Source organism: Ruegeria sp. BC8, assembly GCF_056535705.1.
The window spans coordinates 642749-656196 of record NZ_JBQFIV010000001.1 but is presented as its reverse complement, the minus strand read 5'-3'; the positions used below and the strand labels follow the sequence as shown (position 1 = coordinate 656196).

16 protein-coding genes are annotated in these 13448 nt (G+C 59.4%); 7 read left to right on the top strand and 9 right to left on the bottom strand.

Annotated elements, in window-relative coordinates; translation table 11 throughout:
• Positions 1-90: 90 nt before the first annotated feature.
• A complete protein-coding gene (yghU, locus tag ACR3EK_RS03480) occupies positions 91-969 on the top strand; it encodes a glutathione-dependent disulfide-bond oxidoreductase (RefSeq protein ID WP_480632685.1) in 879 nt (292 codons plus the stop codon).
• A gap of 52 nt (positions 970-1021) precedes the next feature.
• On the opposite strand, the gene ACR3EK_RS03475 is transcribed toward yghU, so the two are convergent.
• Entirely contained in the window at positions 1022-1810 is a 789-nt protein-coding gene (locus ACR3EK_RS03475) for an SseB family protein (RefSeq protein ID WP_480632684.1), read from the bottom strand.
• On the bottom strand, positions 1803-2390 hold the full coding sequence (locus tag ACR3EK_RS03470; RefSeq protein ID WP_170340662.1) for a uracil-DNA glycosylase family protein: 588 nt from the start codon (positions 2388-2390) through the stop codon (positions 1803-1805). Before ACR3EK_RS03470 ends, ACR3EK_RS03475 begins: the two co-directional genes overlap by 8 nt.
• Before the next feature lie 234 nt (positions 2391-2624).
• Here ACR3EK_RS03470 and ACR3EK_RS03465 point away from each other — a divergent pair, with 234 nt between their 5' ends.
• The 4 genes from ACR3EK_RS03465 to ACR3EK_RS03450 are packed head-to-tail and all read left to right on the top strand — an operon-like array spanning position 2625 to position 7187.
• The gene (locus tag ACR3EK_RS03465) at positions 2625-3284 is read left to right on the top strand and encodes an ABC transporter ATP-binding protein (RefSeq protein ID WP_093964707.1); all 660 of its coding nucleotides are present in this window, start codon (positions 2625-2627) and stop codon (positions 3282-3284) included.
• Entirely contained in the window at positions 3262-4836 is a 1575-nt protein-coding gene (locus ACR3EK_RS03460; RefSeq protein WP_480632683.1) for a KpsE/RkpR family capsule polysaccharide export protein, read from the top strand. Before ACR3EK_RS03465 ends, ACR3EK_RS03460 begins: the two co-directional genes overlap by 23 nt.
• A 5-nt stretch (positions 4837-4841) precedes the next feature.
• Positions 4842-5675, top strand: a complete 834-nt coding sequence (gene kdsA, locus ACR3EK_RS03455; protein WP_170340066.1) for a 3-deoxy-8-phosphooctulonate synthase — start codon at positions 4842-4844, stop codon at positions 5673-5675.
• A 15-nt stretch (positions 5676-5690) separates the two neighbouring features.
• Positions 5691-7187 carry a phosphomannomutase/phosphoglucomutase gene (locus ACR3EK_RS03450; RefSeq protein ID WP_170368015.1) on the top strand — a complete coding sequence of 499 codons (1497 nt, stop codon included), beginning with the start codon at positions 5691-5693 and terminating at the stop codon, positions 7185-7187.
• Positions 7188-7218: 31 nt separating this feature from the next.
• Here ACR3EK_RS03450 and ACR3EK_RS03445 read toward each other — a convergent pair whose 3' ends face one another.
• Positions 7219-9198, bottom strand: coding sequence for an AsmA family protein (locus ACR3EK_RS03445; protein ID WP_480632682.1), 1980 nt, complete (start codon positions 9196-9198; stop codon positions 7219-7221).
• 98 nt (positions 9199-9296) lie between these two features.
• On the opposite strand from ACR3EK_RS03445, the gene rimO reads away from it, so the two are divergent.
• Positions 9297-10688: a 30S ribosomal protein S12 methylthiotransferase RimO gene (gene rimO, locus ACR3EK_RS03440; protein WP_170365509.1), complete on the top strand. Its 1392-nt coding sequence runs from the start codon at positions 9297-9299 to the stop codon at positions 10686-10688.
• 58 nt (positions 10689-10746) lie between these two features.
• Here rimO and ACR3EK_RS03435 read toward each other — a convergent pair whose 3' ends face one another.
• Positions 10747-10935: a hypothetical protein gene (locus ACR3EK_RS03435; protein WP_244952318.1), complete on the bottom strand. Its 189-nt coding sequence runs from the start codon at positions 10933-10935 to the stop codon at positions 10747-10749.
• A 229-nt stretch (positions 10936-11164) separates the two neighbouring features.
• Between ACR3EK_RS03435 and ACR3EK_RS03430 the strand changes: the two genes are divergently transcribed.
• Entirely contained in the window at positions 11165-11407 is a 243-nt protein-coding gene (locus ACR3EK_RS03430; RefSeq protein ID WP_260065055.1) for a CDGSH iron-sulfur domain-containing protein, read from the top strand.
• A gap of 5 nt (positions 11408-11412) precedes the next feature.
• Here the strand turns inward: ACR3EK_RS03430 and ACR3EK_RS03425 are convergent, their stop codons facing one another.
• From ACR3EK_RS03425 to ACR3EK_RS03405, 5 genes are all read right to left on the bottom strand, one after another.
• On the bottom strand, positions 11413-11670 hold the full coding sequence (locus tag ACR3EK_RS03425; RefSeq protein ID WP_170364760.1) for a DUF6455 family protein: 258 nt from the start codon (positions 11668-11670) through the stop codon (positions 11413-11415).
• Positions 11667-11939 carry a DUF6455 family protein gene (locus tag ACR3EK_RS03420; RefSeq protein ID WP_280525634.1) on the bottom strand — a complete coding sequence of 91 codons (273 nt, stop codon included), beginning with the start codon at positions 11937-11939 and terminating at the stop codon, positions 11667-11669. Before ACR3EK_RS03420 ends, ACR3EK_RS03425 begins: the two co-directional genes overlap by 4 nt.
• A 17-nt stretch (positions 11940-11956) precedes the next feature.
• Positions 11957-12208, bottom strand: a complete 252-nt coding sequence (locus ACR3EK_RS03415) for a DUF6455 family protein (RefSeq protein WP_170357168.1) — start codon at positions 12206-12208, stop codon at positions 11957-11959.
• Positions 12209-12277: 69 nt separating this feature from the next.
• On the bottom strand, positions 12278-12646 hold the full coding sequence (locus ACR3EK_RS03410) for a YigZ family protein (RefSeq protein WP_170365505.1): 369 nt from the start codon (positions 12644-12646) through the stop codon (positions 12278-12280).
• The gene (locus ACR3EK_RS03405; protein WP_367647963.1) at positions 12643-13308 is read right to left on the bottom strand and encodes a M48 family metalloprotease; all 666 of its coding nucleotides are present in this window, start codon (positions 13306-13308) and stop codon (positions 12643-12645) included. Before ACR3EK_RS03405 ends, ACR3EK_RS03410 begins: the two co-directional genes overlap by 4 nt.
• Positions 13309-13448 lie beyond the last annotated feature (140 nt).

Below are 13448 nucleotides of genomic sequence, written 5' to 3'. Positions count from 1 at the left end.
AGCCGCCACGTCGGGGGTTGGCGTTCTTGTTCTGCAACACTAACTCTTGTCGGGCCGGGCGCGGCTCGGCTCTGGGACGAAAGGCAGAAGATGAGCGACACCACCACATACACCCCACCAAAAGTCTGGACATGGGATAGTGAAAGCGGAGGGCGTTTCGCGAATATCAACCGCCCCATCGCAGGGGCGACCCATGACAGGGAATTGCCCGTCGGCAATCATCCCTTGCAGTTGTATTCGCTTGCAACGCCAAACGGGGTGAAAGTGACGGTCATGCTGGAAGAGCTTTTGGCCCTGGGTCACGCGGGCGCGGAATATGATGCATGGCTGATCAATATCGGTGACGGCGATCAGTTCGGCTCGGATTTTGTCGCGATCAACCCGAACTCGAAAATCCCCGCTCTTATGGACCGCTCGGGTGAAGCGCCGATACGGGTGTTTGAAAGCGGCTCCATCCTTGTCCATCTGGCCGAAAAGTTCGGAGCATTCCTACCCGCATCCGGCCCTGAGCGCACAGAAGTGATGAACTGGCTTTTCTGGCAGATGGGCAGCGCGCCTTATCTGGGTGGTGGGTTCGGGCATTTCTACGCTTATGCGCCAGAGAAATGGGAATACCCGATCAACCGCTTTGCGATGGAGACCAAACGCCAGCTGGATGTTCTGGACCGCGAGCTTGCCGACAAAACCTTTATCGCCGGCGAAGACTATTCGATCGCTGATATGGCAATCTGGCCGTGGTATGGGCAACTGGTTCTGGGTCGTTTGTACGACGCGGCCGAGTTCCTTGATGTGACGTCCTACAAGAACGTCATGCGATGGGCGCAAGAGATTGACGCGCGGCCAGCCGTGAAGCGGGGCCGCATGGTCAACCGCGCCTTCGGAGAGTTGCACACCCAACTGCGCGAACGGCATAACGCAAGCGACTTCGAAACCCGTACGCAGGACAAGCTGGAGACAGCTGCCGAATAAATCTGTTCATTTGGCGCAGGGAGCAAACCATCCCTGCGCCGAAGCCTCGATTTCACTTCAAGATCGGGGGACTGTCCGGGTCGCTTCCGGGCGAAGGTCGGGACCCGGAGGCGCGCACAGGCTCGGGGATATCAAATCGCAGGCCCACTTTCGCCAATGCTGCGGCGGCAGGATCGCTGGCCGCGAAAAAACCGACATCCAAGGCACCAGCCTCAATCCCCGAAAATGTCAGAGCTTCGGACACCGCCTTGGCCAAGGCCGTCTGGGCACCGGGCACCGCGTCCACGAAACCAAGAAGATGACCCTGCCCACCGCCCTCGGCGCGGGTTCCGGCGAGATATGCGGCGGAGGCCAGACCTGAAGCTGTGGCCAGTTTGGTGTCCAGCGCCGTCAGCAAAATGTCGGGCAACCCCGCGGGCGGAAGGAACTCCGTCAGACGGGATTGCACTTCTTGCGGGGCATGGCTGAGGGTTTCCGCAAGCCAGGCCAACGCTTCGGCAGGGATGAGCATCGACGACGGCGCCACCTCGAGGTTCAGCCCCAACCCGATGCCCTGCCCTGCAAGCATCCCCGCCAGAACACGTCCGGACAGAGCGGCATAAGGGGCAGGACGGCCCGCAAACTGCGCCAGTCTGTCTTCGCGGTCAAAGGCCAGCACAAACCGTCCATCTGCCACGTCAAACAGCTCGGGCGAGATGTTTTCGTCTCGCGCCTCTTCGGTCAGCAACAGAAACAGTTCGTTGTCCGCGAGCCGTTCGAAAAACCTCAGCCGCGCGGCATCGCTCTGAGGGTCGGCCTCCATCTGGGCATGCGCAATGTCCAGCGCGGTCGTGTCAGTCATCCATTACCTCTTTGACCCGGGCACGCAGCACCGGCAACAGGTCCGTTTCGAACCAGGGATTTTTCTTCAGCCATGCCGTATTGCGCCATGACGGATGAGGCAAGGCAAATACCCGCGGCGCATGCTGTTGCCAATTGCGCACCGTATCGGTCACCGAAGCTTGTGCGCCCAGATGGAATTTATGCGCGTGGCCACCGACAAGGATGGTCAACGGAACATCGCCAAGTTCACTCATCACCCTGTGATGCCAGGTCTTCCTGCAGATCGCCGGCGGCGGCAAGTCCGCCTTTCGCGCATCGTACCCCGGAAAACAAAACGCCATCGGAACGATCGAAACCCGCGCCTGATCGTAGAATTGCTCTTCCTCCAACCCCAGCCAATCCCGCAGCCGGTCGCCTGAGGGGTCGGTGAACGGTCGGCCGCTCTCATGGACCCGTGCCCCGGGAGCTTGCCCTGCGATCAGAATGCGCGCACCGGGGCGGAACCACACCACCGGGCGCGGCGGATGCGCGGTCGCAGTCGCAGCGAAGCGGTCGGCGCACAACCGGCACGATCTGATTTCTTCCGCAAGTGGCTTCACCTGATCTCCAGCCCTTTGGCGCTTGTTGCAATCCTAGGATGGATCATAGTCGTTCCCGCAAACCGATCCAGTTGTCGGCTCTATGCGTCACAATTGTGGTCAGGCGTATCGAACGCGCATTGAACATTTGTTTCATATTTCGACATAATGTGGCCAACATGGAGCGGTAGAACACCCGGCCGTCAGCCAGCCACCGGTGGCCGCACCCAAAGCAAAAACATGAGCAGGCCGTGAATGCTTGAGTTCGAGAATGTCAGCAAGTCCTTTTGGACCGGGACTCGCCGCAAGGTGATCCTGGACAGGGTCTCGTTCCGGGTCGAGCTGGGAAAATCACTTGGCGTTCTGGCCCCGAACGGCACCGGAAAAACCACGCTTATCAACATGATGGCCGGCCTCGAAAAGCCCGACGAAGGCGTGATCCGCCGAGAGTGTCGGGTGTCTTTTCCCATGGGCTTTGCCGGCGGCGTTTCCAAGAAGATGTCCGCGCTCGAGAATGCCCGTTACATCGCCAAGATTTATGGAATGGACCCCGACTATGTCGAGGCTTACTGCAGCTGGATGTGCGACTTGGGCGAGTATTTCAACCAACCCTTGGCGACATACTCAGCCGGCATGCGCGCCCGTTTCACCTTTTCGTTGATGCTCGCCCTGGATTTCGACATGTACCTGATCGACGAAGGTATGCCTGCCACCACCGATGTCGAATTCAACAAAAAAGCGGGTTCAATCCTGCAGGAACGCTTGCGAACCACGACTTTGGTGATTGTGTCACACAATCCCAAAACCCTCGAAAAATTCGCCCGCCAGGCCGCCGTGCTTGTGGATGGGCAGCTTCATATGTTTGACTCCTTGGAAGAGGCGACGCAGCTATATGACTACCAAACCCAAGGTTAAAAAATACGACCCGAACCATGCCTCGCAGGCCGAAGGCACGGTCGAGGCGCGTGCCGAGGCGATTTCGCGCATCAGAAAAGCAACTCAACCGGCCGAGGAAGCCCCGGCCGGAACTGAACTGGATGCCATCAAGAAAGAAGGGTTGACCGGTCGTCAGCTGCGCATGGCCCGACGCCTGGCGCAGAAACACGGTCTGGCTGCGACGTCGGACTACGATGCCGTGCGTCTGCTACGAAAAAAGGGGATCGATCCGTTTCCGCGCTCCAACCTTCTGGATTTTGCGGCGGGTTCTTCCGATACCGCGGATGCGGAAGACCAGCCAAAAGACAAGGTCACGATCCAGCTGCCGCAAACGGTGAAAGAAAAGCAACAGACCCTTCCCGGCCCCGAATGGAGCCCGGCACAGCGGCGCGAATTCGAAATCGGCCAGATTCAGAAGGACATCGCCCGTCGGCGCAGACGAAAGCTGTTTGGTCTGTTTGCCCGTCTATTCGCCTTTGTTCTGCTGCCCACGATTATTGTCGGCTATTACTTCTATCGCATAGCCACTCCGATGTACGCCAGCGAGTCCGCGTTTTCCATTCTACAGGCAGATGGTGGCGCTGGTGAGATCGGCGGGCTTTTGGCCGGGACGCAATACGCCACCACGCAGGACTCGGTCGCGACCCAGGAGTTCCTTGAATCCAAGGATGCGCTCAACCGTCTGGAACGGGACACTGGTTTTGCCGAGATTTTCAAGCAGGACTGGATAGATCCGATTCAAAGACTGCCTCAGGACGCCACGCTGGAAGAGGCGTTCAAACTGTACAAGCGCATGGTCACAATCGGCTATGACCCCAGCGACGGTATCATCCGGATGGAGGTTGCAGCACCCGACCCAGACACTGCCGTCGACCTGTCAAATCTGCTGATCTCCTACGCCGAAGAAAAGATCAACGGCCTCACCGAGCTGAAGCGCGAAGATCAGATGCGGGACGCTCTGCAGTCCTTCGAGGACGCTCAGGAAGAACGGCGCAAAGCCCAGGAAGCGCTGATCGAACTACAGTTGCAGGGTGCCGTGCTGGACCCCGAAAACGTGATTGCCGGGCTGCGCGCCCGCATCAACGAGATCGAGATACAGCTTCAAGACAAGGAATTGGAACTGGCGGCGTTGCTGGACAACCTTCGGCCGAACAAAGCCAAGGTCGACGGTGTCCAAGCCGATATCAACCGGCTTGAGGCCGTGCTAAAGGAGCTCAATGCCGAGATGCTGGACGCCTCCGCAGGCGAAAACTCGCTGGCGCGGTTGAGCGTTCGGATCCAGATGGCACAGGCCGATCTGGCCGCACGGGACATGATGCTGCAATCGGCCATGCAGCAAATGGAAACCGCCCGGACCGAGGCCAACCGCAAGGTTCGATACCTCACCGTTTCCGTGAACCCGGTCGCCAGTCAGGAGCCCACCTATCCGCGAAAGTTCGAAAATACGATTTTGGCTTTCCTGTTGTTTGCTGGTATCTACCTGATGATTTCGCTGACTACGTCAGTCCTTCGTGAACAGGTATCCTCGTAGAGCTCATGAAACATGTAAAAATAGCCAACGTCACCGTTGGCAACGACCTTCCGCTGACCATCATCGCGGGCCCTTGCCAGCTTGAAACGGCGGATCACGCACAGATGATCGCGGGAAGGATGAAAGAAGCTTGTGAAGCCGCGGGGGCACAGTATGTGTTCAAGGCCTCATATGACAAAGCCAACCGCACGTCCCTGTCCGGGAAACGCGGGATGGGGATCGAGGCCGGACTGAAGGTGTTGGATGACATTCGCAAAACGATGGGTATTCCGGTACTGACGGATGTCCACACCGAAGCGCAATGCGCCATCGCGGCCGAGGCGGTGGATATTCTGCAGATCCCCGCCTTCCTTTGCCGCCAGACGGACATGCTGCTGGCAGCCGGAGAAACAGGCAAGGCCGTCAACGTCAAGAAGGGTCAGTTCCTGGCCCCCTGGGAAATGCCGAACATCGTCGAAAAGATCGAAAGCACGGGCAACCACAACATCCTGCTGACCGAGCGCGGAACCTCGTTTGGCTACAATACGCTGGTCGCCGACATGCGATCCCTGCCGCAAATGGCGCAAACCGGGTATCCGGTTGTCATGGATGCAACCCATTCCGTTCAACAGCCCGGTGGCCGAGGCGGCTCGTCCGGCGGGCAGCGGGAATTTGCACCGGTAATGGCCCGCGCGGCCGTGGCCCTGGGCGTCGGTGCCGTATTCATTGAAACGCATCAGGATCCGGACACGGCGCCGTCTGATGGGCCGAATATGATCCCGTTGGACCAAATGGGCCAACTGATTGACACATTGATGCGTTTCGATGCCCTGGCCAAGGCCAACCCAGTTCAGATTTAACGATCGAGATTTTCCATGACCAAACCAATCCCCGAGGTGACCCCGAACACCTGGAGCTTTCTGCGCGATGCGATGATCAAACCCACCGGGTTTCGTGAATACGATGCCCGCTGGAAATACCCGGACGAGATCAACCTGCCGGGGATGACGGCTCTTGGTCTTGGTTTGGGCACTCAGATGCACAAGCGTGGGATCGAGCCGCTGATCGCGGTCGGCAACGACTACCGCGACTATTCTCTGGCGATCAAGAATGCGTTGATTCTGGGCCTCATGCAGGCCGGTATCCAGGTCAAGGATATTGGCCCTGCGCTGAGCCCGATGGCGTATTTCGCCCAATTCCACCTGGATGTTCCCGCGGTCGCCATGGTGACGGCCAGCCACAATCCCAACGGCTGGACCGGGGTGAAGATGGGCTTTGACCGTCCTCTGACCCACGGCCCTGACGAAATGGCCGAACTGCGCGATATCGTGCTGAACGGCGAAGGCGTGGCACGCCCCGGCGGGTCCTATGAATTCGTGGACGGCGTGAAAGAGGCCTATATCGACGATCTGGTCGGTGATTTCAAGATGTCGCGCCCCCTCAAGGTGGTGTGCGCGACAGGGAACGGCACCGCATCTGCCTTTGCCCCCGAGATCTTTGAGCGGATCGGCGTCGAGGTCGTACCCAGCCACAACCGGTTGGATTACACCTTCCCCAACTACAACCCGAACCCCGAAGCGATGGAGATGTTGCACGACATGGCAGACGCCGTCAAAGCCAGCGGGGCGGACCTCGCGCTTGGGTTTGACGGAGACGGCGATCGCTGCGGTGTGGTCGATGACGAGGGCGAGGAGATCTTTGCCGACAAGGTCGGTGTCATCATGGCCCGCGATTTGGCCAAGCTGCATCCCGGCGCGACCTTCGTGGCCGACGTTAAATCGACCGGCCTGTTTGCAAGCGATCCCGAACTGCAGGCCCATGGCGTCAAGGCGGATTACTGGAAAACCGGCCACAGCCACATGAAACGGCGCGTGAAGGAAATCGGCGCGTTGGCCGGGTTCGAAAAGTCGGGCCATTATTTTCTGGCCGAGCCAATCGGGCGTGGATACGACTGCGGAATGCGGGTCGCGGTGGAAATCTGCAAACTGATGGACCGAAACCCGGGACAGAGCATGTCCGATCTGCGTCGCGCCCTGCCCAAGACATGGTCGACCCCGACCATGTCGCCCTATGCTGCTGATACCGAAAAGTATGACATCCTCGCCCGCTTGGTGGACAAGCTCGTTGCCAAGGCCGAGGCGGGTGAAACACTGGCCGGTCGGCCGATCAAGGAAGTCGTGACCGTCAATGGTGCCCGCGTCATCCTCGACAATGGCAGTTGGGGCCTGGTTCGGGCATCTTCGAACACGCCCAACCTGGTGGTGGTCTGCGAAAGCAGCGAGAGCGAAGATGAGATGCGGGCAATTTTCGCCGATATTGACGCCGTAATCCGCACCGAACCGGGTGTGGGCGACTACGACCAGACCATCTGAGCAAAAAAAGGGGCGCTGAGGCGCCCCTTTCTCAATCCCGTCCGAGCAGTTTCAGCAAACCCTTCTTGGCCTCGTCCTCAAGCTTTTGCTTCAGCGCGTCTTCGACCTGTTCGCTGTCGGAGATGGTTGTATTCAACTCCTCTCCGACCTTCTTCAGCGCCTTGTCCTTCGCGTCCTGCTCCAGTTCCTTGAGCTTCTCTTCCGTCGCAGCTTCAATCACCTTGCTCAGGTCGGGCTTGATCGACGGATCGCTCCACGGCCCCTTGATCCGCACGGGCACGGCAATGCCATTGCCCCCGTTTGCCCGCAGCGCGACCGGTGTGAACACATAGTCGATATCGCGCGCGCCCAGCCCGACGCGGCCCGCACCGTCGGCCCGGAAATTGTCAAGCTGCATCAGAAGATCGTTGTTCGTCAGGTTGCCGTCCTGAATCGTGTAGGTGGCAGTCAGGCTGTTAAAGACGGTGGTTCCTCCACTGCCTTCGCCGCGCCCCATCAAACGATCCAGATCAAACCCGGCGATCACCCCCTTGCCGACGTCCAGGCTGCCCTTGCCGCTGAGTGAGCGCATGATTTGGGCTTCGGTTTGCCCCACCCCCAGAAATTGCAACGTTCCGGACGCAATACCGGACAGCCGTTCGACACCGCCCAATGTGGTCAAAGCCTGCTTGAGGTCGATACCGGTGGCGGTCAGGTTGCCCCCGACCGACAGTCCGTTTCTGTTGTTGGCCACGACTTCTCCAGTCAGCTTTCCGGAAAACAGCGTGGCCGGTTCCATTTTCAGAACCGCACGCGACCGATCCAGGCTGAGGCTTAGATCGCTGGGGCCAAAGGTCATATCCGGAATAGCGATCGAATTGGCTTTCAACCGGATCGTTCCATTTGCCAACGAAAGGGGTGACGCGTCGATCGGCGCCTGGGACCAGCCTTTGGGCGCCTGTTTGCCTCCTCCGCCCGTGCTGCCGCTGTTGGGCGCGCTGCCGGCCGTTGCCTGCGTCAGGTCAAGGTCACCAGTACTCAGCCGCGCAGTAATCTTCGGTGGGCTCGCGATAACGATATCTGCGGCACCGTCAAAACTGTTCTGATCCAGAACGGCCCGCATATCCCGCAAGGAAATGCGCCCATCCTTGGTGTAGGTCATCTTGCCGGACACATCCGCGACCCGTCCAAGTCCCATGGGGACTGAAACCCCACCCTGACCAAAAGCGGCCAGCATCGCGTCGGTGTTTGTGGTCCGGACATGAGTTTTCCCGTCCATTTCACCGGCCAGGTTGACGCGTCCGTCAAAGCTGATCTCTCCGCCCGGCGCTGTCAGGCCAAGAACCAATGGCGTCACCGCGCCACTGGAGAAGGCAGGTAAATCAGGAATTTCCAGATCAACCTCAACCGCGCCACCGGGCACCGGCATTGATGCGCTCATCTTCATCGGCGCAGTGACATCGGGCCAACTGGCCATCAGATCGACCCCGGAAAAGTCCATCTGAGGGACACCGTTTTCCACATAAACCAGACGCGCGTTGCTGAGCTCCAATCGGTCAAGGGTCACGGTTCCGGTCTCGGCCGGTGCCGCAGAGTTGGGTGCGGGTGCATCTGAATTGCCAGAGCCCGTGTTTGACGCCCCGGATTGCGGCGCCGACATTTCCCAGTTGCCCCGCCCTTGTGACAGCTCCAACTGCAAGACGGGATCCTCGGCCACGACGCGCCGGATGCGCACATCCCCCGCCAACAGCGCTGATGCGTCCACGCCAACTGCCAGGCTTTGCGCGCTCAGCATCGGTTCTGAGCTAGCCCAAAGCGCGTTCCCAAACGTAACCGGCCCGGTTTCCATTCCCAGAACCGGCCAAAAGGACAGGCGGACATCACCGGACAACGTCAGCTCGCGTCCGGTCTGCGCCTTGACCTGTTCGGCGAGGATTTTGCCCAGCTTGTCGCCGGGCATCAAAAGCAACGCCCCGATCACCAGCCCCGCGACCGCAACCAGAATGAATAGAATGCGTATCAGCCACTTCATGATTTGCTCTCTGCCTTGCCGGCTTTTTGCCTCAGCTTCGATGTTCCTCGCGTGCGAAGGATTTGCAAGGGGAAGATTTCCCCACTATATGCCGCGCAATGAGCACCAACCCGCCAAACCTACGCCCCGATCTGGCACCCGCAGCCCGGATCACCGACGCACCGCGCAGCGGCCAACCCACCATCGGAATGGTGTCCTTGGGGTGTCCCAAGGCACTGGTCGACAGCGAGCGCATCCTGACGCGCCTGCGCGCTGAAGGATACGGGATCTCGCCCGACTATTCAGGTGCGGATGCCGTGATCGTGAACACCTGCGGGTTTCTGGACAGCGCCAAGGCCGAAAGCCTCGAAGCAATCGGCGAGGCTCTGGTGGAAAATGGCAAGGTCATCGTGACCGGGTGCCTGGGTGCCGAGCCGGACTACATCCGCGAACATCACCCCCGTATCCTGGCCGTGACCGGCCCGCACCAGTATGAACAGGTGCTGGATGCCGTTCACGCCGCCGTTCCACCTGATCCCAATCCGTATGTGGATCTGTTGCCGGCTTCGGGCGTGAAGCTGACCCCGCGCCACTACAGCTATCTCAAGATATCCGAGGGCTGTAATCACAAGTGCAAGTTCTGCATCATCCCGGATATGCGCGGAAAACTGGCCAGCCGACCGGCCCACGCGGTTTTGCGCGAGGCTGAAAAACTGGTCGACAGCGGTGTGCGCGAATTGCTGGTGATCAGCCAGGACACCTCGGCCTTTGGTCTGGATCGCAAATACGATGTGAATCCCTGGAAAGACAGGGAGGTGCGCAGCCACATTACCGACCTGGCCCGCGAACTGGGCCAACTGGATGCTTGGATACGACTGCACTACGTGTACCCCTATCCACATGTGCGCGAGTTGATCCCGCTGATGGCGGATGCAGGCAGCAACCTTTTGCCCTACCTGGACATCCCGTTCCAACACGCGCATCCGGACGTTCTGAAACGAATGGCGCGCCCCGCTGCCGGCGCCAAGACACTGGACGAGATCGCCGCCTGGCGCGCGATCTGCCCCGACATCACGCTGCGATCGACCTTCATTGTCGGCTACCCGGGGGAGACCGAGGCCGAGTTCCAGACCCTGCTGGATTGGATGGACGAGGCGCAGTTGGATCGCGTCGGGTGCTTCCAATACGAAAACGTTGAAGGGGCCCGCTCGAACGACTTGCCGGATCACGTCCCGGATGAGATCAAGCAAGAGCGCTGGGAGCGTTTCATGCAAAAGGCCCAGGCGATTTCTGAAGCGAAACTGGCGTCGAAAGTGGGCCAGAGGATCCAAGTGATCGTGGATGAGGTGGATGCCGAAGCCGCCACCTGCCGCACCAAGTCAGACGCGCCTGAGATCGATGGCAACCTGTTCATCGACGACGGTCATGAAAACCTGAAACCCGGCGACATCGTCCTTGTTCAGGTCGACGAGGCTGGTGAATACGATCTGTGGGGGAAGCTGGTGCGCTGAACCGCCATCCGGCGGAAGAAAGCAGACGGCCCCCAAATCGGGACCGTCTGCAAAAAGCTTACTGAGTGACCGGGTTACACACGGTCTGGCCGGCCTCGGTGGTGGCCAGTTCATAGCCTGCCGAACAGCTGGGCGAGCCATATTTGTCATAGCTTGGCTGAACGTAAACCGGGGTGGGCTCTTCCTGCTGCGAGCAAGCAGTCAGGATCAAAACAAAGGCGCCGGCGGCAGCGAATTTCAGTTTCATGTCCATCAATCCTTTAATACTTTTCTGATATTGCCCAACTTTTCGGGGCCAGGTTAAGGATACGGGCAGTTCGGCTTTCTGGCAACAGATACGGTCACATCCGTGTGATCAGAGGCGAATCCACGCTTGCACCGCGACGTGCCACCGCCGGACCGGGACGCGCGAACTACACATTTCTCTGCGTTGGGCTAAGCTCTCGGGTGTCCCTTTCAACAGCCGGAGCGCCAGAATGCCAAAAGGATCTCAAATCGCCCAGAAGTCGCCCTACCCCATCGAAGTGACTGAAGGCAAAAGCTACTTCTGGTGCGCTTGCGGACGCTCCAAACGTCAGCCATTCTGCGACGGTTCGCACAAGGAAACTGGGATCGAGCCGGTAAAATATGTAGCAGAATCAAGCAAGAAGGTCTTCTTCTGCGGATGCAAGCATACCGCTAATCCGCCGCTGTGCGACGGAAGCCATTCCAAGCTTTAGGCCAATCAGGTCAGCGCATTCAAAGCTTTGGCATTGGCGCAAAAATCCGGGGCAGCGGTCGCCCGGCTTTGTTGGCACGCAAGCCAGACAGCACATCTTTCGCTGCAGTCAGCGGCTCGACAACGGGTAACCATTTCGCTGTATCCCTGCGCGGTCAGCCGCCCTTCGGCGATGGCTTCGGACAGCGAGATTTCCATGCAGCGCGCAACCGACCGCGTTAGCCAGAAGTGTTTTTCTATGTCTCCGAGTCGCACATGTTTCATTGTTTTTCCTGATTCTGCAGCGTCTTAAGTTTGGCGAATCGGTTCCTGTTCGGACATGTCTCCGGGGCCTCAACCCTGTCACCTCGGTGCGTCTGCCAGTCGCTACAGTCGCAAGCCCACTCGCAGCCCCGGCACCGTCCCACCATGCGCGCCCATTCGTCGGGACTGAGCCGACCCGTGAGATGGGCATCTACAAGGTCAACGCCGGTCGCCTGCCCCATCCGCAGAACAAGGCGTACATGCTTCATGGTCTGGCCAAGGACGTTCATGGTTCTGCCCGTCCGCGCTAGGGTGCAAGCCTGGCCAGCAAATCCTGGTTTCGGCAATACTCCGGTGGCCGTCCGTCGCTGTTTTGAAGCGCCAACGCGCGGTCGCAGTGATAGGGGTTTGTACAGCCTGTACAGCGCAGCACCGCGTCGGTGATTTCGTCGATGGAAACCGAACCGCCGATTGCGGCCTCCTGCAGGTCAACGCCCAGTTTCAGGGCCATTCGATCCACCAAAGCGGCGTGGCGGCGCAATTCTTCGCGTCTGGACATCCGAGTTCCTTTCGCTGTCTCGCTGAAAAGAACCCTAGCGCCATAACCCCACGGTGCCCTTGATTCAGGTCAAGAGACAACCCCCAGGTGGTCAAGGTAGGCCCGTGTGGCGTCCTGGACCCGCCTGAAACGATCTCCGCCCAGCTTTTTGCCGCCATACCATCGGGTCACAATGACCACGTGATCCTGCACACCGGCGCGTTCCAACATGCGCAATATGACCATCCCCGCACCAGTTTCGCCATCATCTGCCTTGAGAGCGCCGGTCGGCAAAATCGCGGCCCACGTGTTATGGGTCGCCTTGGCATATGCCTTGTCCGATTTAAGGTCGCGCAATACCGCATCGACCTCATCCCGCGACCTGACGGGAGCACCGCTCACCGCGTATTTCGAGCCTCGATCCGTCAGAACAACCCCCATCCGCTGGATCTGGGTCATTGGGTCAGGCCGAGCTGGGCGGCTGTTTCCAGAACAACTTCGATGCGCTTGGCATTGGGCGGATGAGACGCCAGAAAGCGGTCACCCGGATCTGGAATCCGGCCGAAATAGGCCATGCCGACCAGCGGATTGTACCCAGCCGAATAGGTGATCAAAGTTCCCATCCGGTCCGCTTCCAGCTCGAATTCTTTCGTGTAGCTCTGAACTCCGACTTCAGCACCCAGCTTCTGAGCACGTTCAATTCCTGCCGCGTCCTCGCCTTGCGCCTCAGCCAGTTCTCCGAAAATGCGGGCCCCTTCCTTGGCGTTTTTTACCTGCCGGGCGATGTGGCCCAGGATGTGATGCGCCGCCTCGTGTCCCATCACGAACGCCATCTCGTCGGCGTTCTGCGTCGACTTGACCATCTCCTGCGTGAAAATGATGAACGGGCGCCCATCCTTGTCCAACGTCTGGAACGCATTTGGCTCGGCAAACGGATCCGTGTCGATCAGAATGCCGAAATCGCAGTTTTGCCCCCGTGTCTCGCGCTGACAGACTTTTTGCGCGGCTGCCCCGACCGACCTGCTGACCTGCTGAAACGTCAGTGCCGAGTCGCGCAGTTCGGGCGAGGACGGTGACCAATCATCAACCGCAATGAACCCGCCCGCAGTGCATGCGGACACAACCAAGACCAGCAAAAACCTGAGGCGGTGCATTCCGGATCCTTTCTGTTCGTGCCGGCAGGAAAGCTTAGCGCGATGTGGCCCCCCTGACCACAGCCCGAAACCCAATCAGCGGGTTGCATTGCGATCGCAGGCTGGGC